The 24,863-nt window shown below is 38.6% G+C and carries 23 protein-coding genes; 6 read left to right on the top strand and 17 right to left on the bottom strand.

The genetic code is table 11. The annotated features are described in order from the left end of the window. Window positions 1-358: 358 nt before the first annotated feature. On the top strand, window positions 359-724 hold the full coding sequence (locus tag TR08_RS00635; RefSeq protein ID WP_081954302.1) for a HupE/UreJ family protein: 366 nt from the start codon (window positions 359-361) through the stop codon (window positions 722-724). A 122-nt stretch (window positions 725-846) separates the two neighbouring features. Here TR08_RS00635 and TR08_RS00630 read toward each other — a convergent pair whose 3' ends face one another. Next, window positions 847-4,065 carry a DEAD/DEAH box helicase gene (locus TR08_RS00630; protein WP_045514890.1) on the bottom strand — a complete coding sequence of 1,073 codons (3,219 nt, stop codon included), beginning with the start codon at window positions 4,063-4,065 and terminating at the stop codon, window positions 847-849. A 212-nt stretch (window positions 4,066-4,277) separates the two neighbouring features. On the opposite strand from TR08_RS00630, the gene TR08_RS00625 reads away from it, so the two are divergent. Further along, window positions 4,278-5,177: a DMT family transporter gene (locus tag TR08_RS00625; RefSeq protein WP_045514888.1), complete on the top strand. Its 900-nt coding sequence runs from the start codon at window positions 4,278-4,280 to the stop codon at window positions 5,175-5,177. An 81-nt stretch (window positions 5,178-5,258) separates the two neighbouring features. Here TR08_RS00625 and TR08_RS00620 read toward each other — a convergent pair whose 3' ends face one another. From TR08_RS00620 to TR08_RS00600, 5 genes are all read right to left on the bottom strand, one after another. Continuing rightward, the gene (locus TR08_RS00620; protein ID WP_045514886.1) at window positions 5,259-5,966 is read right to left on the bottom strand and encodes a hypothetical protein; all 708 of its coding nucleotides are present in this window, start codon (window positions 5,964-5,966) and stop codon (window positions 5,259-5,261) included. Further along, complete coding sequence (locus TR08_RS00615) at window positions 5,967-6,704, bottom strand: hypothetical protein (protein WP_045514883.1); 738 nt, start codon at window positions 6,702-6,704, stop codon at window positions 5,967-5,969. Next, entirely contained in the window at window positions 6,685-7,587 is a 903-nt protein-coding gene (locus TR08_RS00610; RefSeq protein ID WP_045514881.1) for an ABC transporter ATP-binding protein, read from the bottom strand. The genes TR08_RS00615 and TR08_RS00610 overlap by 20 nt, the downstream gene beginning before the upstream one ends. After that, on the bottom strand, window positions 7,584-7,964 hold the full coding sequence (locus TR08_RS00605) for a GntR family transcriptional regulator (protein ID WP_045514879.1): 381 nt from the start codon (window positions 7,962-7,964) through the stop codon (window positions 7,584-7,586). The genes TR08_RS00610 and TR08_RS00605 overlap by 4 nt, the downstream gene beginning before the upstream one ends. 160 nt (window positions 7,965-8,124) lie before the next feature. Beyond that, window positions 8,125-8,970 carry a VOC family protein gene (locus TR08_RS00600; protein ID WP_045514876.1) on the bottom strand — a complete coding sequence of 282 codons (846 nt, stop codon included), beginning with the start codon at window positions 8,968-8,970 and terminating at the stop codon, window positions 8,125-8,127. Window positions 8,971-9,307: 337 nt separating this feature from the next. Here TR08_RS00600 and TR08_RS00595 point away from each other — a divergent pair, with 337 nt between their 5' ends. The 3 genes from TR08_RS00595 (at window position 9,308) to tatC (ending at window position 12,129) form a co-directional block, all read left to right on the top strand. Continuing rightward, on the top strand, window positions 9,308-10,924 hold the full coding sequence (locus TR08_RS00595; RefSeq protein WP_045514874.1) for a PhoX family protein: 1,617 nt from the start codon (window positions 9,308-9,310) through the stop codon (window positions 10,922-10,924). Window positions 10,925-11,140: 216 nt separating this feature from the next. Further along, complete coding sequence (locus tag TR08_RS00590) at window positions 11,141-11,338, top strand: twin-arginine translocase TatA/TatE family subunit (protein ID WP_045514871.1); 198 nt, start codon at window positions 11,141-11,143, stop codon at window positions 11,336-11,338. Window positions 11,339-11,421: 83 nt separating this feature from the next. Next, the gene (gene tatC, locus TR08_RS00585; RefSeq protein WP_238579044.1) at window positions 11,422-12,129 is read left to right on the top strand and encodes a twin-arginine translocase subunit TatC; all 708 of its coding nucleotides are present in this window, start codon (window positions 11,422-11,424) and stop codon (window positions 12,127-12,129) included. Window positions 12,130-12,268: 139 nt separating this feature from the next. Here the strand turns inward: tatC and TR08_RS00580 are convergent, their stop codons facing one another. The 5 genes from TR08_RS00580 to TR08_RS00560 all read right to left on the bottom strand — a co-directional run bounded on the left by TR08_RS00580 (window position 12,269) and on the right by TR08_RS00560 (window position 18,270). Next, a complete protein-coding gene (locus TR08_RS00580) occupies window positions 12,269-13,450 on the bottom strand; it encodes an amidohydrolase (RefSeq protein ID WP_045514865.1) in 1,182 nt (393 codons plus the stop codon). Window positions 13,451-13,452: 2 nt separating this feature from the next. After that, on the bottom strand, window positions 13,453-14,706 hold the full coding sequence (locus tag TR08_RS00575) for a Zn-dependent hydrolase (RefSeq protein WP_045514862.1): 1,254 nt from the start codon (window positions 14,704-14,706) through the stop codon (window positions 13,453-13,455). Window positions 14,707-14,723: 17 nt separating this feature from the next. Then, window positions 14,724-15,932: a hypothetical protein gene (locus TR08_RS00570; RefSeq protein ID WP_045514859.1), complete on the bottom strand. Its 1,209-nt coding sequence runs from the start codon at window positions 15,930-15,932 to the stop codon at window positions 14,724-14,726. 245 nt (window positions 15,933-16,177) lie between these two features. Further along, on the bottom strand, window positions 16,178-16,801 hold the full coding sequence (locus TR08_RS30130) for a histidine phosphatase family protein (protein ID WP_052427313.1): 624 nt from the start codon (window positions 16,799-16,801) through the stop codon (window positions 16,178-16,180). Between the two features lie 302 nt (window positions 16,802-17,103). Next, a complete protein-coding gene (locus TR08_RS00560; protein WP_045514857.1) occupies window positions 17,104-18,270 on the bottom strand; it encodes a TraB/GumN family protein in 1,167 nt (388 codons plus the stop codon). A 145-nt stretch (window positions 18,271-18,415) separates the two neighbouring features. Between TR08_RS00560 and TR08_RS00555 the strand changes: the two genes are divergently transcribed. Next, the gene (locus TR08_RS00555) at window positions 18,416-19,327 is read left to right on the top strand and encodes an AraC family transcriptional regulator (RefSeq protein WP_238579043.1); all 912 of its coding nucleotides are present in this window, start codon (window positions 18,416-18,418) and stop codon (window positions 19,325-19,327) included. Window positions 19,328-19,331: 4 nt separating this feature from the next. On the opposite strand, the gene TR08_RS00550 is transcribed toward TR08_RS00555, so the two are convergent. The 6 genes from TR08_RS00550 to TR08_RS00525 form a co-directional block, all read right to left on the bottom strand. Next, a complete protein-coding gene (locus TR08_RS00550; RefSeq protein ID WP_045514853.1) occupies window positions 19,332-20,564 on the bottom strand; it encodes an MFS transporter in 1,233 nt (410 codons plus the stop codon). A gap of 80 nt (window positions 20,565-20,644) precedes the next feature. Next, entirely contained in the window at window positions 20,645-21,424 is a 780-nt protein-coding gene (locus tag TR08_RS00545) for a class II aldolase/adducin family protein (RefSeq protein ID WP_045514851.1), read from the bottom strand. Window positions 21,425-21,634: 210 nt separating this feature from the next. Further along, window positions 21,635-22,297 (bottom strand): amino acid ABC transporter permease, encoded by a 663-nt coding sequence (locus tag TR08_RS00540; RefSeq protein ID WP_045514849.1) that lies wholly within the window; start codon window positions 22,295-22,297, stop codon window positions 21,635-21,637. A gap of 15 nt (window positions 22,298-22,312) precedes the next feature. Continuing rightward, entirely contained in the window at window positions 22,313-22,951 is a 639-nt protein-coding gene (locus TR08_RS00535; RefSeq protein WP_045514847.1) for an amino acid ABC transporter permease, read from the bottom strand. 91 nt (window positions 22,952-23,042) lie between these two features. Further along, complete coding sequence (locus TR08_RS00530; protein ID WP_045514845.1) at window positions 23,043-23,849, bottom strand: transporter substrate-binding domain-containing protein; 807 nt, start codon at window positions 23,847-23,849, stop codon at window positions 23,043-23,045. 17 nt (window positions 23,850-23,866) lie between these two features. Continuing rightward, window positions 23,867-24,595 carry an amino acid ABC transporter ATP-binding protein gene (locus TR08_RS00525; protein WP_045514843.1) on the bottom strand — a complete coding sequence of 243 codons (729 nt, stop codon included), beginning with the start codon at window positions 24,593-24,595 and terminating at the stop codon, window positions 23,867-23,869. Between the last annotated feature and the right edge of the window lie 268 nt (window positions 24,596-24,863).

The following is a 24,863-nucleotide window of genomic DNA, read 5'->3' as shown; positions in this document are numbered from 1 at the left end:
GCTCATAAAAGTTACGTTGGCTTAGCTTTTATAAAAAGCTAAAAAATTGTTTGTTGACGTTCTTGTTTGTTTAGTTTTCAAAGAGCAATGTTTTTGAAGCAGAACATTAATATAACATTTCGCTTCAATCGCGTCAATTACTTTTTTAAAATATCTTTTCGAAATCGACAACAGAACTTATAATACTAAATAATATCCATGTAGTCAACTTATATTTTAATCACTAAGGAAGAACCAATCTGTTTTTCATTGTTTCCTCGTCAGATTTACTATATTACTATCATTCTTTTAAAAAATCAATACAAATAATAAATTTTATTTAAAAAAAGTTACGCTTCTTACGAAATGGTTTTAAAAGCTGACCATCGATAGTATTACGTTAGCCCTGGCTGTTTCAAAAACAGTGATCATTCCAGGGAGTATCATTGAACCACTGATTGCTCTTAGTATCATTTATGATGCAGTTGAAAACATTTGGGCTAAAACTAATAAATGGCGATGGCTTGTAATATTCTTCTTTGGATTGATACATGGATTTGGATTTGCAGAGATCCTTATCGGTAAGTTAAGTGGGAAAATAACTGTCCCTCTCCTCTCTTTTAACCTTGGAGTTGAAATTGGACAAGTAGTCATTTTAATCTTAGTGTCTCCCCTAATTTGGTACCTTAGAAATTCCGTTGGCAAACACAAATGGTATTTAGTACTTCGGCAATACTTAGTTTAATTGGCTTTTATTGGTTCTTTGAACGGATGATATAAGAGAGTGGATAAAAAAAGCTAAAGAATCCTAATTAGAAGGACACCTTTAGCTTTTTATTTCATCAACTTGTACTTATGATTTATTCTTTAAATCATCAATATCTCTCGAATATCTTCTTCAGTAAGAGAAGAAGTTGCTTTATCTTTTGAATCAATAATTTGCTCTATTAATTCTCTCTTTTTCTCCTGCAGTTCATTCATTTTTTCTTCAATTGTGCCCCGCGCAACCAGTTTGATGACTTGTACAATATTTGTTTGCCCCATGCGGTGTGCCCGGTCTGCTGCTTGTTCCTCAACCGCTGGATTCCACCAAAGATCATAAAGGATAACGGTGTCTGCACCAGTTAAATTAAGACCCGTTCCGCCAGCTTTCAAGGAAATAAGAAAAAGATCACGTTCTCCAGCATTAAATCGATTTGTTAGTTCTAACCTTTCTTCTGATGGGGTTTGTCCATCAAGATAGAAGTAAGGCAGCCCTTGAATATCCATTTCCCTCCCGATTAGTTGCAGCATTTTCGTGAACTGTGAAAATATCAACACTCTTCTTCCAGCCTGCTTCGATTCTTCAATAATCGTTAGCAGCTGTTCAAATTTTGCAGAACTCCCTTTATACCCATCAACAAATAGGGATGGGTGACAGCAGATTTGTCGCAGCCTTGTCAAACCAGCAAGGATTTTAATCTTATTTTTTCGAAGTGTGTCCTTATCCAAATGCTTTAGGGTATCATGGCGCAGTTTTGCTAAATAGGCGGCATAGAGCTTCTTCTGTGCCGGGAGCATCTCCACTAAGTCAACAGATTCAATTTTCTCTGGAAGCTCTGACAAGACATCCTCCTTCAACCTCCGAAGTAAAAATGGGTGAACCCTTCTGGCAATCTGCTTTCTCGTTAAGTGGCTATAATCCTTCAGCCCTTGAAATAGTTCTGGAAATACCACATGAAAGATGGACCACAGCTCCTCCAATGAATTTTCCACAGGAGTACCCGTTAGAGCAAACCGATAATCAGCCTTGATTCTCTTTACCGCTCTTGCTGTTTGAGTTATTGGGTTTTTAAATGCCTGTGCTTCGTCGAAAAACACGGTATGATAGGCTTGTTTTTCGTACCACTCAATATCCTTACGCAACAAAGGATAGGATGTAATGACAACATCTTTATCAACGGTCTGTTTTTGTTGTGCTGTCCGCTCCGACTTACCTCCGTCTATGATGACAGCTTGCATTCCAGGTGCAAATTTCTTGATTTCACTAAGCCAGTTATAGGTTAGTGACGCTGGGCAGACAATCAGAATTGGAAGCTTATTTTTACGAATGAAAGGAAGCTCCGAAAGGATATAGGTAATACTTTGAAGTGTTTTTCCTAGTCCCATATCATCTGCGAGAATTCCTCCAAAACCATAACTAGCAAGAGTTTTCATCCATTTGTAGCCATGAACTTGATAACCTCTCAAAATCGGCGCTACTAATTCAGGCACCTCAAACTCCATACTACTTGGATTTTGGATGGTATCCAAAAACTGACGAAACGACTCCTCTAAGGTAAATGTTGAATCTTCAACAGCATCAAGAAGTTTAATACCGCGAACGATGGGAATATTCAACCCTGCTTCGAGATCTTCCGCCTGTATCGGAACTGCTTGAAGAAAACGATTGATCTCATCAAACTCTCTTGTTTCCAACGAGAGCAGAGTCCCGTTCCGCAACCGATAATATTTCCTTTTTTCCTCAAGCGCAGATAAAACTTCTTTAATCTGTTTCTCCGGAATTCCATCCATTTCAAATTTAAATTCAAGCCAATTGGTCCGTTCTTTTTTTACCTTTACCCTTATTTTTGGTATTGTATTTTCTTTAAATATCCGGTTCCTGACAGCTGTTGTTGCATAAATTTGTACGAGCTTTTGCAGCTTTGGAACAACATGATATAAAAATTCATATTCCAACTCTTCGTTATGCAAGTAATAACCGCTGTCCGTATTGGCAAAAGAACTATCCTCCATCAGTTGGAGTATTTGATTTTCCTTTTCTACATCCCTAATTAGTACAGGACCGTTCCGTAATTCTCGGTTTTCCAACGGGTTTATCACGAAATTATCGTATTGAAACTCCAATCCGGCTAACAGACGATCTTTCACACGGTCCAAGTAAAGTTTGGCAATCAAAGGCTTCTTGACAAAGTGGCAGGTTAAATTTTGAGGCAGTTCAACCTTACCGAGTTTTTTTAAACCTGGTACCGCGTTTTCTAGAAAATAATCCATTTGTTCTGGCGGAATCTCAATTTGATTAGTTTTTGAAGCTTCCAACATTTCTTTAAGGTTTGCTAATCGTTTGCTTTCCGTTTCTTCAAGCCTAATAAATTTATCCTTATATAGAACAAAGTGATAAGAATCCAATACCGTTAAATGATTTAATCCTTTAATCCTTAAATGGCAGCCTCCTGCTTCTGAAGACGTAAAGACAAACTGTAAAGGCAGCATTTTTTCCGTTAGGACAAGACCTTCGTATGTTTCCCCATCATTTTCAACTTTCACTTGTGAAGCTCTTACAAGCAAAGGTAATAGTTGTTCAAAAGACGATGGTGGAATGAGCAAAAGATCTTGGGAGGATGATTCTTCTAAGTTCTCTGGCATTGCATCAACGTAAGCTTTTTCATCTTGCAGAACAAGAAAAAGCTGCTGAATCACAACATCTGTCTCTTTTTGAAAGCAATGTAGGCTAGTACTGAAGATGAACGTATCGGAAAGCGCACTTGGAAGCCCATCTTTTACCTGAGATAGAAAATGGCGGATATCTTCCACTTTTACGTGTTCAATCTCCATTTCTATTCCAATCAGCTTCCTTCCCTTGCCAATATCTACAGGTTTACATAGAAAATTTGCTTCAAGAACTTGTCTATTCTCAAAATGAAGCTGATGCCCACTCGATCTTTTGGGTTGATCTGTGAAAAGGGTGAGCAATCCTTTTGTCAGTGCCTGATTTGTTGAAGAATCTACCGGTTCAGCATTTTGCACAGCAGGAACTGTTCCTCGCTGTTGATGTTCATATATCGTAAGTAAGACGGCTGCTATATGTTGACAATCTGTTTTTACGGATAGGAGGGTTGGACAACTGCATGCTGTGTGAAGATCACCATTCTCTTCATTATTTACAGTGACATAGAAATCTTCCGTACCCTTAACAGTGGCTTCACAACGATTAGGACTAAAATAATCAAACGATACTTTCCCCGCCCTATAAAAAGAATCCCCTCGTTTAAAGGAGACAGTTCCGCACATTTCTTTGATCTGTTTCTGACTTAAAGTAATACTCAAATGTCCCGCTCCTCTCCAAGGTATCTTTTATATTTTAAAAAGGTGACAGACTGCCTTAAATTCACACTGTCCATTCCACACGGACAGTGTCCACGAGCGGTGCCTGTCACCATAACTGTTTACCATTATATCAAATCTTTTTGAAATTATTATAGTGATTGACGATAGAAGGCACCTGGTTTATCTTTGTGTATGGATAGGGGATGAGAAAGATGGCAAGGTTATATGGGGCTTTATTTACACTTAGTTTAATTTGGGGAACGTCCTTTTTATTTATTAAACTTTTAGTTGAGCCAATCGGAGCTTGGGGAGTAGTTTTTGGACGATGTTTATTTGGGACGGTTATTCTTTTATTGATTATTGCTTTTCGAAATGATTGGAAGGGATTTAAAGGGTTACCGTTAGGAATTATTATTCTTGTTTCATTATTAAATAATGCAATTCCTTGGTTTTTAATTGCGCTAAGTGAGACGAAGATAACTAGCAGCTATGCTTCACTGATAAATGCGACCACACCGATTTGGACTCTGATCATCGGTTTTCTATTCTTTCAAAATAAATTACGGTTGTTTCAGTGGTTAGGGATTGCACTAGGATTCACTGGAATTATTATTTTGTCGGGTGTTGATATTACGAACATAAAGGATCAGTCAGCTGTTGGTTTATTCACGATGGTTGGTGCTACTCTATGTTACGGTTTTTCAACACACCTTACAAAGAAATACTTATCAACGGTTAGCGTTACTATGATTTCCCTTAGTACACTATTAGTTTCCGCTATTATTAGTTTAATTATGGTACTCATCACAGATCGATCAATTTTTACAATGATTCTTGAGCCATCTATTTTTTGGGGATTAGTTGGTCTTGGCGTTTTCGGATCTGGTATAGCATATCTTTTGTATTATTATTGTATTCAAAAAGGAAGTCCCGAATTTGCTTCCTTAGTCACATATCTTGTTCCGATATCCGCTATGTTCTGGGGAGCTATGGTTCTGAATGAAGACATTCATCTGTCAATGATCACTGGGTTTATTTTAATTTTAGGCGGAGTGTATATATCTTCTAAAAAGCCAAAAGAAAAGAATATTCGAATGAGTAAATCTGCATAAATGTAGTAAGGTATTTAGATAGTAAAAAGCCTAATCCCGATAATAAGGGATTAGGTTTTTGTTTATTCACCCAAACGGTAATCATTCCACGTATTGTATATCAATTTCGAATGTCGTATTAAGTTCTAGGTCATTTGGAATTTTCAGGTAAAGGATGCTGGTTCCTTCATAGAAGTTGTTTGAATCACTGAAATCGCCTTTACCGGTAAATTGGTTAATTGGGAATGCATGTTGAAATTGAGAGAATTCTAGTTTCAATTTTTCAGGATTCTGTAGTCTCAATGTATTTTTTCCCATTTCCATTCGAAGGGGTTTATCTAATTCTGAGATAGCCATGTCATTAATACTTGATCCCGTTTTATAAAAGGCCGCTTCAATTTTACCATCATTATCGTTTTTTCTCTCTACGATTATCACTGCGTTTAGAAATTCCTCATTTGTAACAGCAATATTTAGCTGTTTTTCAGAATAATCAAGGTTCCAAGTCTTTAAGATATATTTACTATCCACGTTTTCAATATTCCCCTGAATTGCTGCCTCATATAACTCCCTGCTATCTCTTTCCAGTTGATTTACATCAACCTCTTTGTAGGTTATTTCACCCTTAGGCAGCAAAGGACTCAAGCCAGTACATATTATCAGGATGCTTATATAGCCAACAAGAATCCAGCGAATTCGATTCCCAGAGAAGAAATTTTTCATACTGCTGCTTTTTGATAGTTTTACCAGAAGAGCAGTGATGGAAATTACCATGATGATAACGATTAATATTGGTACAAACGAAATCATCTACCTCACCTCCATTCGATTCGACATAAGTGCTGAACTTGAAAAAAGCAAGGCAGCCAAAATAACTATTTTAACCATAAATATAACCAGAGATGACTCCATAAAAATAAATTCAAAAACGTTATTTAAGACTGTACCATTCATAGTACCAGCACCAATAATCAAAATCCCAATAAATAAAGCAGGCAGCAAAACAACAAATACCTTATTAATCTGTACCAGTGTTCCGAAGAAATAACCTAATGCCGAGAAAAGTAAAACATAGAGGATAGTAGCGATAGAGCCAATTAGCCATTCAGACACAGCGGTTGGTGTGTATAAGTATTCAGTTCTGCCAAATACATACATTAGTATTCTCATTACGTTACTGGACAGCATAGCCGTGAAGCCCCCAACCAAACTCGCTGTTAGTAAAAACAGCATATTGGATAAGTTACTGCTAAATCTGTTTGTAATAAATGCGAAATCATCATTTCTATAGGTTTGAGTCGTGATGAGAATGGAGGTAATTAAAGCCCATAACATCGTGAAAGTAACGACAATATCAGCTGAATAAAAATGAACATTAATATCAAATGTATTACTGCTTGTGCCCATCATTCCCACACCGTTAAAAGAGAACAAAATGGCTAACATCTGAATAAAGACAAGTGACATAAACACTTGAATATAATCCCGAAGCTTATAAGCATATTGCTTTTTTATGATATCCCGCAACCTAATCCTTGATAAAGACATCATCAATTCCCCCTTTTGTTTTTCTTGTTAAATACACGCATACATCACTTGAAGATACAGGAGTGATCGCCAGTCCTGCCGCTTTGCCCTGTTGTTTTTCAGACTCAGAAAAATCATTTTTTATCACTGCATACATACGATCTAGTCCAATGCCATTTGAATGGATGACCTCTCGATTATTCGTCCATTCTTTCACGGTAGTGGTCAACCCTTGAACTCCAATTGCCCATTCTTTTAAATCTTCTATTTGAATATGAAGAAGTTCTTTACCTTCCTTAATAAGCAGAATGTCCTCTAATAAATCCTCTATCTCATCTAGGTGATGACTTGAGAGTAATATGGTGCGGGGGTAAGCAATGTAATCTTTAAGTAACGCCCGATAAAAATCCTTCCTAACAGCGGCATCCATCCCAGTGGTTGGTTCATCAAACATGGTTAAGGCACAGCGTGCAGATAAACCTACTATCATATTAAATGTACTTTTCATTCCCTTCGAAAGGTCGTTATAATGTTGAGTTGGCTGCAAAGAAAAGTAGTCAAAAAGACGACTAGCAAGGTCGTGATCCCATTTTTCATAAAAGGATGCACATACATGTAATACTTCCTTCAGTGTTAATGCCGTTGGAAATTTCATTTGGTCATTAATATAAATTAAATTGGCTGAGACTATTAAATTGTTAAACGGCTTTTCTGAAAAAATCTCTATTTCACCTGAAGTCTCTCGCAAGAAACCAGCAATTATTTTTAGCAGCGTAGTTTTGCCGGCACCATTACGTCCTATTAAACCCGTAATCTTATTTTCTTCAATTGTAAATGAAAGATTATTCAGCGCTTTTGTTTTCCCATAAACTTTGGTCAATCCTCTGCATTCAATGATGCTCATTCCCCTGCCTCCCCTGTATTTACGTCATTTATCATTTGAATTAGTTCCTCTTTGCTAACATTCAACCGTTTGGCTTCCGTGACAATTTCAAGGACTAGTCGTTTTAAGGTTTGATTTTTCCGCTTGTTCATAATGATTTCTTTAGCATTACTAGTTACAAACATACCGAGTCCACGTTTTTTAAATAGAATGTTCTCCTCTACCAAAAGAGTTAAACCCTTTGCTGCTGTCGCTGGATTAATCGTAAACATTTCCGCAAGCTGATACTGAGAATAAATTTTTTGATCACTTTCAAAATTTCCGTTCAAAATCTCTCTCTCCAGCCATTCGGAAATTTGCAAATAAATTGGCCTCGTTCCGTCCATATTAAGAATCAACCCTTTTCCTCCTTTCTATATAGTACATTACTGTTGTAATGTACTATACCACCATTATTGACAAAAAACAATAAATATTGGATATTTTTCCAATTTCATTACAACAAAAAAAAGCCAGATTCCTCTGCACTTTCACAGGGAACAGGCTTAATCATGAATTTTATATCACCAATCTAATATGATTTCCTGATGGGTCGCTTACCTCAAAATAATTTGCATCTTTCTGTAGAGGGAACCCTAATTGCTGTAATTGTTTAATCGCGGATTCTCTTGCTGCCTCATCTGGAAAGACGAGCGTATACCAATTTAGTCCCACACTATTTTGAGGTGGCGTTGGGGCCCCCACTCCCTGCCAAGTATTAATGGCAATATGATGGTGGTAACCTCCAGTGGATAAAAAGACCGCTTGAGGATAGTGACTTACAATAGTAAATCCAAGCCCTTTTGTGTAAAAATCTTCTGCTTTTTGTAAATCTCCAACATGAAGGTGAATATGTCCCATGATAGTACCAGAAGGCAATCCCTTCCATTCCGCGTCACTTTCCGCCAAAATACCATTCCCATCCAGTTCCACTGTTGCCATGTCCACTAATCCATTTTTCCAGGTCCACTCATTTGAAGGGCGATCTCGGTACACTTCTATCCCGTTACCATCTGGATCGGTAATATAAAGTGCTTCACTTACATAATGATCAGCTGCACCGAGTGGATATCCCGTACCAAGAAAATGCCGCAAAAAGACAGATAAATCCGCACGACTTGGCAGTAAAATAGCAAAGTGATAAAGTCCTGACATTCGTCCTTCTTTCGGTATCACATTTTCAGGCTGCTCTAGAGTCACTAACGATGTTTTCCCATCTGTGGTTAACACTGCTTTACGATCTGTTTTCTCTAGTACTTTGAAACCCATAATATTTTGATAAAAAGTTAAAGCATCATCTAAATTTTTTACTTTAATATTGACTTCGCCGACAAAGATATTTGGACTTTGATGAAAACCCTCCATCGTCTTATCCCCTCCATTCACACTGTATATATAGTATTCATTACCTGATAAAAGAAATTCACCCATAGCGCTATTATAAAAGTAATCAATAAACATTTCCAAAATAAGTAGCTATTACCATTACAAATTGAAGAAAGCCTAACCTTAAGCAATCCACAACTTATAACGTACGTAACAAACTTTTTCTTTTTGACAGCCCTTTATAATATTTACAGATAATTAAAGTAATTTATTTTTTCTTAACAAATCTTTACATTCCCTTAATTAACATTGGGTTTGGAACTCCCTATAATCATAGGAGAAGGTTACTAAATCACTTAAAAGGGAGAATGATTAAATGGATCGCCGTTTATTTTTAACTTATGTTGGCAGTAGTACTGCCGCATTAGTTGCCGCATCATCTGGGATTGGAGCATTAACAGGTAACGCTATGACTGGAGACCATTTAATGAATGGACAGCCATCTGGAAAGGGCAAGCCGCTGACTACACCGTTCAAACCAGTTAGTCGTACTTGGGAAAACGAGATGGTACTGCCTAATGGATACAACTATTCTATTATTGCTTCTTATGGAGATGTTATAAATTCTAAAGGCGAAAAATTTGGGGACTCAGCAGACCTTACTGTATATTTTCCAATCGATAGCTTAAAAGGTGGAAACAATTCTGAAGAAGGCTTGATCTGGGTAAATCACGAATTCCCTGAACCAGATAACTATATGAAAATGTTAGGAATCAATGAATCTACTTTTAAAAAGGAAAATCTAGCAAACTATCCTGAGCTTCTAAAAATGGAAAAAGAAGCAGTAGGTGGTTCTGTCATCCACGTAAAAAAAGAAAAAGATGGATGGAAGCTTGTAGTAGACGATACATATAATCGCCGTGTCGATGGTAATACTCGGATTGAATTAACAGGTCCTGCACGTGGCAGCAAGTATGTAAATGGCGCAACGAATGTAGTTGGTTCATTAGGAAACTGTAGCGGCGGACGTACATTATGGAATACAGTCCTGTCCTGTGAAGAAAATACAGAATATGGTGATGATTATGGCTGGCCTAATTTTACTGATGAACATTACGGCTGGGTAGTCGAGGTTGATCCATTCAATCCTGCTAGACCAGTACGAAAGCATACTGCGCTTGGTCGTTTTGCTCATGAAAATACAGCAATGGGCTTAACCAATGACGGCAGAGTTGTTGTTTATATGGGCGATGATAAAGGTGACGCGTGTTTCTATAAATTTATTAGCAGCAAGAAATTCAATCCTTCAAATCGTGAAGCCAATTTCGATATTTTAGAAAGCGGGACTTTATATGTGGCCAGCATGAGCCAACAAAAATGGATTGCGCTCGATTATACAACAAATTCTAAGCTGCAGAGTCAATTCGCTGACCAAGCTGATGTCCTAACCAATGCACGCAAAGCAGGAGAAGTTGCAGGCGGAACAAAATTAGATCGTCCGGAAGACGTGGAAATTCATCCTCATGATGGTACAGTCTTCTTAGCTTTAACGAATAACACCGGTCACGGAAATTTCCATGGACAAATTGTCCGTTTTGCACCTGTAAATGGTGACCACGCTAGTGAATCCTTTACGTTCGAAGTGTTTATTGCCGGCGGTCAGCAAAGCGGGATTACTTGCCCAGATAACCTTCACTTTGACAGCAAAGGTAACCTCTGGGTTGTAGAAGATTATGCTGCATCCGAAACGAATCAATATGCTGCCTATAAAAACTGTGGTGTGTTCATGATTCCAACTGATGGAAAGAACTACGGGGAACCAATTCAATTTGCTTCAGGTCCAAAAGGCTGTGAAGTAACTGGTCCATGGTTAACCCCAGACGAAACTACTTTGTTCTTAGATGTACAGCATCCGAGTACTTGGAATCCATACCCTGGGCAAACTTTTGGACGCTCATGTTTAGTTGCGGTGCAAGGTGGAAGCTTTAAGTAAAACTGCGGAAGGAGCAATTCTCATTATGTTTGTTTGTTCAAACCATGTGAAGGATGCCTTAGAACTAATGTTCGTTCCCCACATTAAATTAATTACAGAGGAAGAAAATGTTAGCTTTCGCTGCCATCTTTGTAAAAACAGTGCCAAATATAAGCTATTCCATTATGCGCATCATAGAAAAATAAACCAAAAAGTTATCTAAGGAGGAAACATACCATGCTTCAGAACATAGGCATTCCAGGGTTAATTCTCGTCCTAGTCATCGCATTAATCATTTTCGGACCTTCGAAATTGCCGGAATTAGGCCGTGCAGTTGGTTCTACCTTAAAGGAATTTAAAAAATCGACACGTGAATTGGTTTCCGATGAGGACCCTAGTAACGTACAGCTTAAAAAAGAGGAAAAGACCATTTAATAGATATTTTCTTGAAGATGCAGGCAGTATGTTGTGCTTGCATCTTTTTTAAAGGAGGAAAAACGTTGCCTAAACCACAAGATATGGATTTGATTGGTCATTTTGAAGAATTACGAAAACGACTCATTATTATACTTGCAACTTTTATGGCGTTATTCATCTTAGCCTTTCTTTATGTACAGGATATTTATCAATGGCTTGTACAGGATATAGAGGTTAAATTGGCCATTTTAGGACCTAGCGATATTTTATGGGTGTATTTAATGCTATCCTGTGTCATTTCCATTTCAGGAACCATTCCCATGGCTGCCTATCAAATTTGGCTGTTTGTTCGTCCGGCATTGAAGGAAATGGAACGGAAAGTCACACTTGCCTATATTCCGGCATTATTCCTACTTTTTATCGTGGGAATCAGCTTCGGATATTTCGTCATTTTTCCAATCGTTTATCAATTTCTTCTCTCCTTATCGGAGGATATGTTTATGACCTTCTTCACCACAGAAAAATATTTTCAATTTCTACTGCATATGACATTGCCATTTGGATTTTTATTTGAACTTCCTGTTGTGATTATGTTCTTAACAAGTCTCGGAGTATTGAACCCATACCGATTACAAAAGATTAGAAAATACTCTTACTTTGTTCTCATATTAACTGCCGTTTTAATCACACCACCCGATTTCCTATCGGATATATTAGTAGTAATTCCACTTATATTCCTGTATGAGTGTAGTGTTTTACTATCTAAAATAGTTTACCGCCGAAAACAAAGATTAAATCTAGCAGCATGACTTCGGTGCACTTTCGGTGCCACTTCAGTGCCTGTCACCACCCGTGGACACTGTCCACCTCAGGCGGACAATGTCTAAATAAAATTAAAAATGGATTCTGCCTTTGGCGGTATCCATTTTTATTGTTAATAGTTCACTCTTAACTTTCCTTATTTAAATAAGCCCATGCATACTGTGCATAGAGTTCGGCACCTGTGGCGAGGGCGTCTTCGTCGATGTTGAATTTGCCGTGGTGATGGGCCCATTCTGTGTCTTTTTCCGAATTGCCGCTGCCGACTAGGGCGAAGCTGCCTGGTGCATGGTCGAGATATTCACTGAAGTCTTCCCCGCCCATTGTTGGTTTCTCGTTATAAACCACATCATCACCAAATGACTCTGCTGCTACTTTTTGGACTAGTTTTGCACTGTATTCATCGTTAAGTACTGCTCGGGTGCCATGGATGTATTCCACCTTTGCGGTTGCACCGTATATCGCGGCAACCTGGTCAGCGTAATGCTTGAGCTGAGTTTCAATATGATCTCTCGTTTCAGGGTGGAAACAGCGGACTGTTCCTTCAATTACAGCATTTTCTGCTATTACATTAAACCTTGTACCGACGACCATTTTTCCAATCGTAAGAACAGCAGGATGTTGGGCGTCGATTGTTCTAGATACTACTGTTTGAACATTCATTACGAAGGATGAGGCAACTACAGCTGCATCAATACATGCATGAGGCATCGCGCCATGCCCGCCTCTGCCTTTAAATGTAACTTTAAATAAATCTGCTGAAGCAAAGGATGGTCCTGGTGTACACGATACTTTGTTGGTCGGCATCTGAGACCAAATGTGGATACCAAAAACGTTATCCACGCCTTCCATTGCACCTTGTTTTACCAACGCTTTCGCTCCCTCTGCTACTTCTTCAGCCGGCTGGAACAATAAGCGTACATTACCTGGTAATTCTTCCTTTATATCATTTAGAGCTTTAGCAGCAATCAATAGCATGGCTGTGTGTGCATCATGCCCACATGCATGCATTTTTCCCTCTGCAGTTGACGCATATGGTAAATCTTTGTTCAGTTCCTCAACTTGCAATGCGTCCATGTCCCCTCTTAAGGCAACGGTATTACCTGGCTTTCCCCCTTGAATTTCCGCAATCACACCGGTTGGTTCGGTCTTTCTGTATGAGATTCCTAAATCATCAAGGTACTCACAGACAAATTGAGTAGTTTTGAATTCCTCCCAGGATAATTCTGGTTCAGAATGGAGCTTTCTGCGTAATTGTGTTAGTTCTTCACTATATGTTTGAATCGCTTCTTTAATTTTTGCATGAATCATTTTTATTCCGCCTCCGTTAACTTTTTGGCTGCCTCATATAGAATATGGACTGCATTTGCCACATGGCGCGAATCAGACCATTCCTCCGGACAATGGCTTAGACCATCTTTACTCGGAATAAAAAGCATGCCTGCATTTGTAAAATCGGAAAAGACCATCGCATCATGTCCTGCACCGCTGTTTATAGAACACTTAGGGATATCTAACTCACTACTCTTTTTCTTTAGCAAAGAGACAATATCCTTATTCATCTCTTTTGGTTGAATATATAAAAGCTGCTCAACACTTACTTCAATACCCCTACCACAATATGAACCCGCTAAGTCTTTTACTTTTTGGATAACATTCAAAACGTGTTCTTCCTTTCCTGAACGAATATCTACGGTAAACACCGTTTTTTCAGGAATGACATTCGCCCCATTTGGGAATACATTTAAGCGGCCAGTTGTGACGACTGTATCTTCACCCTCTGATTCCGCAAACTGCGGGAATTGTGCAATCATCTTGGCGGTGGTGACTAATGCATCCGCTCTCCTGTCCATTGGAGTGGTACCAGCATGTCCGGCTTGTCCTTTTACAGTTACTTCTAATTGAGTTAAACCGACAATAGCTTCGACCACGCCAATTGGGATACCTTTTTCTTCAAGGATGGGTCCTTGTTCAATATGCAATTCCAAGTATGCTTTCATGGACTTCGGGTCTCTTTTTTTAGGAAGAGTAGGATCGAGCCCAATTTCCTTCATCGCTTCAACTGCGTAAATGCCGTCTTTATCTTTTAAACTATTAAAATCTTCCTCATTTAGTAAGCCTACTATTCCACGAGATCCCATCAGTCCTCCGCCAAATCTTGAACCTTCTTCTTCGACAAGCGCAATCACTTCTAAAGGATATTTTGGTGTTAATTGGTTCTCAGCAAAAAGTGCGGCCACTTCAAGACCTGCCACCACTCCAGCTGGACCATCATAGGAGCCTCCATTTGGGACGGAATCAAAATGAGAACCAATAAGGACACTTGGCGCATCCTTTAACGTTCCTTCAAGCTTTCCAAAAATATTACCAAACCCATCTTCACGAACACTTAGACCGTATTCTTTCATTTTTTCTTTGATATACTGACGCGCTTGCAAATCTTCAGGACTATACGTAAGCCGAGTAGTACCTTTACCCGGTGTCGCGGTAAAGGTACTCAATGTGTCAATGTGACTTTCCACTCGTTCTTGCACGAGCTCAAGAATTGTTTCCACTCTTGTTTCCATTTACTTCAAACCCTTTCTTACAAGAATCCTACAAAGATACCTGCTAGTACGACTGACACCATGGTAACGGTTATGAAACCTCCAACTAGCATAGGAGGCAGCATATTGCTAGTCAGCATTTCTCTTTCTTTTTCATCTTCTGTTAAAGATTTGATGACTTCGTTTGTGATAATGTAATCGGCCGGAAATCCATATAAAGCTGTTAGTGAAACAGCGAACGCCATTTCCTTACTCACTTTTAAAATTTTTCCGGCAATGAAGGAGAAGATATACATCCCGATCACACCTAATACGATGGTTCCGACAAGTGGATAAATAATTTCAAGCATCATGCTTGGTGTTGCTTGTTTTAAACCGTCAAAGATAAAGAGCATAAGCGCCATGATGGCAAATCCGAAACCATTCGCTTTTTGTAAAACCTGCTTTTCCAGGAACCCAACACTCGTTGCGATTACACCGAACAATAAGCAGAGAACAAACGGGCTGATCGTAACGATTGGTGCTACTAGAGTAGATGTCAGATAGGCAAGGTATGCTACCAATGATAGTCTTAAAAACTTAAAGAAATCTGTATTATATTTTTCCGGCATATTTTTAAAGAGCTTTAATTCAGGCTTTGCAACAACTGCTGTAGTAGCCGCGACCTCCGCAGCTGCTTTCCCCTGTGCTTCTGTCGAAAGCTGCCCACTGCGATATTGCTGCAGAAGTCTCTTTCCTTCTTTTTTCAAGACGATGGAAGTGATTGGGTATCCAGCAAATCCTTGCATGACATAAATGACGATGGCAAAAACAGATAATGTGGCAAGACCAGCTTCTTTAGCTCCCTCTGACATAATCAATGCCGATACGACACCACCTACTAAAGGAGGAATAGCGACAACAATCGTCTCATAACCAAAAATGAATGTTCCAATTCCAAACAAAACAGCGATGATTCCTAAAATCCCAGAGAGGGCAATAACAATCGTTTTCCATTGATTTTTCAGTTCCTGAAGCGATAATAAAGTTCCCATATTGGTAATTAATAAGTACATCATCATTGTAGCAACAACCGGCGGAACTCCTGCCAACGCTACGATATCTTGTGGAAAGAATGTCCAATATCCAAGTAGGAAGAGGACGGCGCAAACGAAAATAGAAGGTACCCACGCTTTTGTTCGTACTGCAACTAAATCTCCAATAAATAAAATAAGCATAAGAATGACTAAAGCTAACATCTGTGACATAAACGTTCCCTTCCCTTTCTTGGATAAATTTACTAACCATTCGTATGACGAAAGATTATGTGTTACTAGAATAATAATATAATTATATTTTTCAGTCAATTAAAATAATTAAAAATATTCTTGAAAACGTTTTCCCTTTGCTTTTCATCAATCAAACTATTGATTTCCTATATTAGAAAAAAATGAAATTATTTCAAGAAAACAATACACCCCCAATCGAATGATTAGAGGTGTATTGTTTGGTTTTAGTTAACGACCGGTACGAAAATTTTCTCGTACTGATAATCTCCATCTACTTCATTTATTTTAATTACGGATGCGTTTTCTACCGGTTTGAAATTTTTCAAATCCTCTATTGGCCAATTCATCAAAAAGGTTAGAAGCATATGAATGAAGGCTGCATGTGTAACAATGACAACATTTTCATATCGTTGCTGCTGTTTAACACGCTCTACCACTGTATTCATGAACATTGTTGCCCGCAAGTAAACATCAGCCAATGATTCTCCATTTTGAAAGCGGAAGTAAAATTGACCCGCTGCTTTAAACTCCTTCTTCTTCTCAGGAGTGCGATCCGTAAAGTCATAAAGATTACCAAGCTCCCACTCTCTTATTAGTGGGTTCTCGAAAAAAGGAACCTCTTCTGGCAATAAAGAATGAATCGCCTTTGCCGTTTGAATCGTTCTTAAATAAGGAGAACTATACATAACAGTCTTTGGACTGACGATTGTTTTAAAAAATTCAGCTGTTACCTGTGCTTGTTTCTGTCCTAGTTCGGTTAAACTATGCTGTGAATCATGAGTATGTGCCATTACCGTTTTATCCACATTATGCTCTGCTTCACCATGTCGGATGAGATAAATATTCAACCATTTCCAACCCCTTATACTAGTCTATTACCTCTATTCTACTTCAGCCCACTGCCCTATTACCCAGTAAACGTTCGACAACATTTTACAAAAATGGTTTGAGAGCATTGATTCCAATGTTAGATCACTTTTAAATGACCTTCTTTATATTTACGTGCCGTTTTACAGATTTACGTGCCAATTGCCCAATTTACGTGCCGAATCCCCGATTTACTTGCCAAAATGATATCCCACAAAAAATACCACAGCTCCAAGAACTGTGGTAGACGTCAAAGGCACCTTCCAATCGGAAGTTACCACTCCTATAAATTATTTAAGAAAGTACGGATAACGTCAGCTCCCCCAATAAAGGTTCCAAATGAACCTCCAATGTTGGTAAGGATGGTGACTAGCAGAACCCTTGTAAATTTATTACGCCAAAAGCCTTTAATAGAGAAAACATCTTCTGATAATGTTTCAAAGTCTGCCACACTTGGACGTTTGATGTAAGCTTGTACAATCCCCGATACCCAGCCTGCTGCCAATAAAGGATGCAGGGTGGTGATTGGTGCTGCCAAAAAGGCGGCTAAAATAGCCAGTGGGTGTCCTAATGCAACAGTAGCACCAATCGCTGCTGTGATTCCAGTCCAAAGTATCCAGCTAATCGCTTGATCCATACCAGCAGATGGATTAAGAAAAAAGGTAACCGCAATTAGGGCAACAATGAGCACTGGGATTGCCCAACCGATAATTTGAGGTGTTTTAGATTTTGGTTTTACTTTGGTTAGAGCTTGTAAATCCTGGTCATTATGAATTTCTTTTGTAATTCCTGGAACGTGTGCCGCCCCTAGAACTGCCACGACCTTCTCACCAGGTGCTTCTTTAATTTTTTGAGCTAAGTATTGATCTCGTTCATCAATTAAAGGTTTCTTTAATCTAGGAAACGCTTCCGAAATTTCAGCGAGAGCAGCATTTAATGTATCTTGCGTTTTCATTTTCTCAAGTTCTTCTTCTGAAATAGAATCTTTATTGAAAATGCTATAGAAAATAGAAGTTAGCAGCTGTCCTTTTCCCCAAAAGCTAACATTACTCCAAATTCTCGAAAAAGTAATTTGGATATTACGGTCGGCTAAAACGAGCTCAGCCCCTATTTCTTTTGCTGATTCAATACCTTGGATCATTTCCTGGCCTGGTTTTGTATCAAATTGCTTGGCTAATCGATTTTGAAAAGAAGAAATGGCGAGATTCATTAAAAGGAGTGTTGCCTTTTTTTCTTTTATAACCTTAAATATATCCGTTTCTCTCCATTTGTTGCCTTCCATAATCGACTTGTAACGTTGGTCATCTAGCTCGATACAAACAGAATCAGGGCGTTCTCGGTCAATGACCGCTTTAACTTGCTCCACGCTTTGTTTGGAAACGTGAGCAGTACCAATTAATATAATTTCTTTGCCATCCAAATGAATTCGGGTTATATTTTCTTCCGTCATAATCTACTTCCTTCATAAAAATATACTTATACAAATGTCTCTATCTTTATAATGAAGTACAACCAGAAGAATTTCAACAGAAAGAATATTGATGCACTTGTTCAAAAATAATTTATAATTTAGTAGATTATGTTATTTTGTTGAGGTGATAGATATCCAACAGTTACTTCTGCTGCAACAAGTGATTGATTATATTGAAGAACATATTAAGGATGAAATCGATCCAGAGAAACTAGCTAAAATGGCGGGGGATTCCCCTTATCATTTTTATCGAGTTTTTCAGAAACATACTGGTTATACACTAATGGACTATGTTGGAAAAAGAAGACTCCAGCATGCATTATACGAATTAGTCGACGGCAAAAAAATTATCCAAATCGCTATGGATTATGGATTTGAAACACATGCCGGCTTTACAAAAGCTTTTAAAAAATGCTTTGGAAGCCCTCCTAGTTTATATAAGATCCATTGCCCCAAATCATTACCACAAAAATTAGATTTGATCAGTATTCTCCAAAAGAACACTGGCGGTATAGTAATGCAGCCTATGATTGTAAAAAGGTCGGCATTCATGGTTGCTGGAAAAACCTTTGAGATTAATTTGGAAAATGTCTCTTATACGAGAGACGCACCAGCTTATTGGGAGCAGGAAGGTTTAACTGATGGCTCGATTGAAAGAATGCTTTATCAGACCTTATCCCCCAAAAAGCACGGGGAATATTGTATCAATTTAAGCAATACAAAGATGGAGGACAATTTTGTCTATTTATTTGCAGTAGAACTTGATGGAGGTACCCCAATTCCAGAAGGACTGAGCCCATTACAAATTCCGGCAGCCCACTATGCTGTTTTCAGTACACCATTGGTGTCTGTTGATAAGTTTGTTTCTGCCATCAAAGGAACTTGGAAATATATTTTAGAGGACTGGTTCCCACAATCATCTTATGAAGTGGACGAAGAGGCCTTTGACTTTGAATACTATGATGAACATTGCCACCACTGGGACCACGAAAAAATCTATATGGAGATTCACATTCCTATAAAAGAAAGAGGGTGAAACCTCACCCTCTAGTTTTTCGCATGATATGGTTATATAAAAATAGGACAGGCGTCAAAATAATAGCACTAACCAAAATGGCTGTTTTAATTGTAAAGTTCGAAGCTATAAAGCCAATCACAGGTCCGCCGCTAATTTGTCCAATAGCGTCTATCTGGCCTTTCACGGAAAAAAAGGTAGCACGTGTTGAAGAATCCGGAATGATTTTATTCAGCCAAATATTCTCCAATGGATACATAATCGTTCTAGATAGTTGGATCAGAATGTAAAAAGCTAACAGGCTAAATACAATTGTTGATAATGCAAACCCTATCAATGACATGATGATAAGAATGCTTCCAATAAATAGGGACACATATATATACTTAAGGTGCTGATGAATAGGACTTTTATCGATAAAATGAAGTGCGGCAAACGAACAAAGCACAACAATAAATTGAATCCCGCCCATAACGATAACTAGACTACCCTCAGACAAATTTGAAAGATTGGACTGCTCTATAAAATGAGGAACCCATAACCGGTCAAAGCCCTCACTATAAAATCCAAAAAATAAGGCAATTAGGAATAGGACTCTCGTAAGGTAATTTACTTTGGAAAAATAAATTATCTGACTCATATTTTCCTTTATGTTCTTCCAGACAGACACTCTCTCCACCTTACTAGCTGGTTTAAAGTTCTCCTCTTTCATAAAGAAAACTAAAAAGATGGATAGCACCGCCAAACCGATACCGCCTAAAATGATCGGCAGATTAATCATGAAGTAGCCCGTGAAAATACTTAATGGGATTGCAATGACTTTTCCTAGATTACCAGCTTTGGCACCTTTGATAAAAGCCGATGAGGCACGCTCTTCCCCAATCTCATCAGCAATCCAAGCTTGATGGGCACCACTTGTAAACGTGTAACCGATACCCCATATGATCTGGGATAGGATAACGGCGATAAAAAACGGAAACGCCCCTTCAATAATAAACCCGATTCCTATCATGAAGAAGCCAATAACCACGGAAAGCTTCCGACTCTTTAAATCTGATAGAATCCCAGTTGGAATCTCAAAAATAAATACAGTCAACTCTAAAACAGTCCCTACTAATACAAGCTGCAATGGATTTAGTTGAACCGTTTCGACTTGATATAACAGGTTCACGGTAAATATAAAGGTTAAAAATAATTGTGATACAAAACATGTATAAATATATACCTGATACGGATCCTTTTTCTTTAATACGTGCATCTTTGTCTCTCCCCCTTATATTCATCTTACAAAGGGGGAGGTTTGATTTCTGTTCCAAATTTGCGATAGTGGAACTTACATTAAAACTTCTTTAAGGTTTTAAGAACTTCTTCCGTAACTTTTTGAACAATTTTTTCAATGTCTTGAGCTTGTAAAGAATTAGGACTCTCATCTTTACATATCGGCACTCCACCTGCTTTAATCCCCATCGATTCCCGAATTTTGATTAAATCAGTAATTTGGGATTGATTTAATTCATTCGCCTTTTTCAGGATATGATTGGAGTGCATAAGGATAGTGGCATAATGTTCGAGGGATTCCATTCGGAAATATGCCTCCACCAAATCTCTCCCCCATGTAAGAGCTCCATGATTAGCTAACAGGACCGCATTGTGTTCCTTGCAATAAGGGGCAATGGAGTCTGGCACTTCTTGAGTTCCAGGTAACGCATACGGAGCAACTGGTACGGTCCCTAAAAGAACAATCGCCTCTGGTAATATGGGTTTATCTAGACAGATTCCTGCAATCGCAAATGATGTTGCTACTGGAGGGTGCGCATGAACGACTGCGTTGACTTCAGGATTTTCATTGTAGACCCTCAAGTGCATTTTTACCTCAGATGAAGGTTTCAAATTTCCCGAAAGGATTTTACCAGAAAGGTCCATTTTCACCATCATATCAGGTGTCATATAGCCTTTACTTACTCCAGTAGGTGTTGTCCAAATTGCATTAGGTCTCACTTTTACCGAGATATTTCCATCATTAGCTGCTACATAATTTCTGTTATACATTCTTCTTCCAATTTCGCAGATCATTTCTCTTGCTTCGAGATCGGAATAGTATTGTTTGTTATCCTGCATATGTATAGAACTCCTTTTTCAGCAGAGATTTTTCAACTTTAATCATCCATTAACAATATTCTTATTTTTTGGTTGTACAGTCAATTTGTTAATAACTTTTTTCTGTTTTTTTTTGATAAACTGTGAACTTTTAAAAACAAAAAGAAAAGAAAAATTGAAGCAACCTATTGGATGCAAAAAAAATCCGGCCCAATTAATGAGCCGGATTTCTTAAGCTTGCTTTAATTCTAACCTTCGCGCAACTAGTGACAAAGCATAATTAACGATAAAATACATCAACGCCACAATTACGAAAACAGGTATCACATACGATCCCTTTTGTGCGTAAATAATTTGTCCGTTGTGCAATAAATCCGGCAACGCGATGACGACGGCTAAAGATGTATCTTTAAGCAGAGAAATAAATTGACTGACAATAGGTGGAACCATTCTTCTTAGAGCTTGGGGCATGATGATAAAGCGTAATGTCTGGATGTAGTTCAGGCCAGACGCACGTCCTGCTTCAATCTGTCCTTTTTCGATTGAGTTTAAACCACTTCGGATGATCTCTGACAGCATGGCTGATTCAAAAACCGTCAATGCCGCGATTGCCGCAGTCGTTATTTCCATTTCAATCCCAATTTCGGGCAATGCAAAATAGGTGAAGAAAATGATTAGCAGCAAAGGAAGGTTACGAATCGTCTCGACAATCACGGCTAGTAATTGAGAAACAACGGGAATCCGCGCATATCTGAGAGTTCCAATAAGACCTCCAATAATGAAGCTGAGCACAATTGAAATTGCAGCAACCTTAAGGGTTACCCCAAATCCTTCCAGCAAAAATTTAAAATGTTCAGGTGTATATACTTCAATGAACGGTGCTAGAAAATCCATCTTGCGCGCACCTCCTTAATTACTTCTTGCCAAGCGTTTTTCTAAATATCCTACGCCAAGACTTAAAGGTATAGTTAAAATTAAATAAAATAAGGCAACGAAAACATAGGTATCAAAGGTTACGTACGTTTTGGCAGATATTAAATCCCCCTGATACATTAAATCCCCTCCTGCAACGACTGCTAACAGGGATGAATTTTTAACTAAATTGATAAATTGGTTGCCAAGAGGAGGGATGACGATCTTTATAGCCTGAGGGAGTATAACCATTCTCATTGCCTGGCCGTAAGTTAATCCTGTCGAGCGGGCAGCTTCCATTTGCCCTCTTGGTACAGACATAATTCCGGCACGGATGGCTTCAGCTATGAAGGCGGCTGTATAGATGGTCAACCCGATTGTTCCTGCAGTCATCCCGCCAAAGTTACCAGCCAAATAAGCGAAAAACACGATAACGAGAACAGGTATATTACGAATAAATTCAACATATGCCGTACCCAACCAGTTAAGTGGTTTAAACGGGGCAATTCGCATAACAGCAAGAAGTGTTCCCAAAATAAAACTGCCTAATAAAGCTATTAAACTAGCAATTATGGTTATTTTTAATCCTTCTAAAAATGAATCCATATTAGTCGTTAGTATCGAGAAATCCAGCAAACGATCTCCTCCTAAATAATCAGGATGAGCATGTCCGAAAAGATTGCATACGGATTACAGCCCATCCTGATGAGAAACCTGGTATTAATAATTAATTTTTAATCCATTTATCCTTAATCTCATCGTACTTTCCTGAATCCTTCAGGCTTTTTAAAGCTTTATTCAACTCATCGACAAGCTCTGTATTACCTTTTTTAACAGCTATCCCGTATGGCTCTTCAGTAAACGTTCCTCCGACCAATTCAAATGACGGATCTTCTTCTGCCATACCATAAAGGATCGAATCATCTGTAGTCAGGGCATCACCCTTACCAGCCTTTAGTGCAGTAAAGGCTTCAGCGTAGTTTTCGAATTCAAGTACTGTTGTTTCAGAGGCTTTCTCACGAATATTTATAGATGATGTCGAGCCTTTAACAGCAAGCACCGTTGTGCCTTTTTTCAAGTCATCAATGCCGTGAACCTTGCTGCCTTTTTTCACAAGCAATGATTGCCCGGCATCAAAATAAACATCAGTAAAATCAACTTCTTTTTTGCGTTCTTCCGTGATAGTCATCGTAGCGACAACCGCATCAACCTTACCATTATTTAAGAGACCTACCCTCGTTTTCGAAGTAACCTCAACGAACTCGGGCTTAACATCCTTGCCAAACATTTCTTCTGCAAGCGCTTTGGAAAGATCGATATCGAACCCTTCCACTTCACCTGTTGATGGATTTTTCAATCCAAACAAACGCGTGTCATGTTTTACGCCAAATACAACTTTTTTGTCTTCCTTGATCTGGGCTAGTACATCCTTGCTGCTTTCATTAGAAGCCTTGTCCCCGCCGCAGCCGGCAAGAAATAAGGCAGCTAGTATTGTTACTAATGCCATTTTTACGAAATTTTTTGTTTTGAACATTCCATTTTCCCCCTTGGTTAATGATTTAATATACGGCTGAGAAATAAGCGGGCCCGTTCTTCACGTGGATTCTCATAAAATTCAGCCGGAACTGCTTCTTCTAAAATTCTTCCTGCATCCATAAATACAATTCGGTCGGCAACCTCCTTGGCAAAGCCCATTTCGTGGGTAACTACAACCATTGTCATGCCTTCCCTGGCAAGGGTTTTCATTACATCCAGAACCTCCCCAATCATTTCGGGATCAAGGGCAGAGGTGGGTTCATCGAAAAGCATGATTTCTGGTTTCATTGCAAGGCCGCGGGCAATTGCAACACGCTGCTGCTGGCCTCCGGAAAGCTGAGAAGGATAAGATTCTGCCTTATCCAATATCCCTACTTTTTCTAGATAATGACGGGCTGTTTCCTTAGCTTCTCTTTCGGATTGTCCCAATACTTTCATAGGAGCAAGAGTGATATTTTCAAGCACGGTTTTGTGGGGATATAAATAAAAGTGCTGAAAAACCATTCCAATATTACGTCTTAGCTTATTGATATCTGTTTTTTTATCCCCTACAGATATCCCATTTACGGTGAGTGTTCCGTCAGAGATTGTTTCCAGGTGATTGATACAGCGCAGCAAAGTACTTTTCCCTGAACCGGATGGACCTATTACGACAACTACTTCACCTTGATTGATTGTGAGATTAATATCTTTTAAGACTTGAAAATCCCCATAAAACTTATTTACCTGATTAAATACAATCATGCTTGACCTCCTGATTACAAAACCTATCAAATACCGAGTTTATACTTTTAAAAATTTTCAGAATTAAGTAAATTATAGTCACATTTTGTCACAACTGTCAATTCATGACAAATTACCTGTTTTTTTATAGGCTTTTAATACTATCTTATTTAGTGGAATCAAAAAGAAACCTCGCCAAGATAGCGAGGGCACTGAAAAAGTCCGCTTTTAACAATCAGGGGGTAAATTGCTCGATATTAGTCGAGCGATTGACCCCCTTTTGCTTTAT

The organism is Neobacillus niacini (genome assembly GCF_000759675.1).
GTDB classification, from domain to species: Bacteria; Bacillota; Bacilli; order Bacillales; family Cytobacillaceae; genus Neobacillus; species Neobacillus niacini_A.
The sequence above is the reverse complement of the archived record's forward strand: the minus strand, read 5'-3'. Positions and strand labels throughout refer to the sequence as shown.

Bases quoted from the DNA above. Each gene is read 5' to 3' on its own strand.
- TR08_RS00540 (WP_045514849.1), bottom strand. From the start codon at position 22,297: ATGGATTTTCTAGCACCGTTCATTGAAGTATATACACCTGAACATTTT.
- TR08_RS00590 (WP_045514871.1), top strand. From the start codon at position 11,141: ATGCTTCAGAACATAGGCATTCCAGGGTTAATTCTCGTCCTAGTCATC.
- TR08_RS00625 (WP_045514888.1), top strand. From the start codon at position 4,278: ATGGCAAGGTTATATGGGGCTTTATTTACACTTAGTTTAATTTGGGGA.
- TR08_RS00580 (WP_045514865.1), bottom strand. From the start codon at position 13,450: ATGATTCATGCAAAAATTAAAGAAGCGATTCAAACATATAGTGAAGAA.
- TR08_RS00620 (WP_045514886.1), bottom strand. From the start codon at position 5,966: ATGATTTCGTTTGTACCAATATTAATCGTTATCATCATGGTAATTTCC.
- TR08_RS00550 (WP_045514853.1), bottom strand. From the start codon at position 20,564: ATGCACGTATTAAAGAAAAAGGATCCGTATCAGGTATATATTTATACA.
- TR08_RS00610 (WP_045514881.1), bottom strand. From the start codon at position 7,587: ATGAGCATCATTGAATGCAGAGGATTGACCAAAGTTTATGGGAAAACA.
- TR08_RS00570 (WP_045514859.1), bottom strand. From the start codon at position 15,932: ATGTCACAGATGTTAGCTTTAGTCATTCTTATGCTTATTTTATTTATT.
- TR08_RS00525 (WP_045514843.1), bottom strand. From the start codon at position 24,595: ATGATTGTATTTAATCAGGTAAATAAGTTTTATGGGGATTTTCAAGTC.
- TR08_RS00595 (WP_045514874.1), top strand. From the start codon at position 9,308: ATGGATCGCCGTTTATTTTTAACTTATGTTGGCAGTAGTACTGCCGCA.
- TR08_RS00560 (WP_045514857.1), bottom strand. From the start codon at position 18,270: ATGACGGAAGAAAATATAACCCGAATTCATTTGGATGGCAAAGAAATT.
- TR08_RS00530 (WP_045514845.1), bottom strand. From the start codon at position 23,849: ATGTTCAAAACAAAAAATTTCGTAAAAATGGCATTAGTAACAATACTA.
- TR08_RS00575 (WP_045514862.1), bottom strand. From the start codon at position 14,706: ATGGAAACAAGAGTGGAAACAATTCTTGAGCTCGTGCAAGAACGAGTG.
- TR08_RS00600 (WP_045514876.1), bottom strand. From the start codon at position 8,970: ATGGAGGGTTTTCATCAAAGTCCAAATATCTTTGTCGGCGAAGTCAAT.
- TR08_RS00545 (WP_045514851.1), bottom strand. From the start codon at position 21,424: ATGCAGGATAACAAACAATACTATTCCGATCTCGAAGCAAGAGAAATG.
- tatC (WP_238579044.1), top strand. From the start codon at position 11,422: ATGGATTTGATTGGTCATTTTGAAGAATTACGAAAACGACTCATTATT.
- TR08_RS00615 (WP_045514883.1), bottom strand. From the start codon at position 6,704: ATGTCTTTATCAAGGATTAGGTTGCGGGATATCATAAAAAAGCAATAT.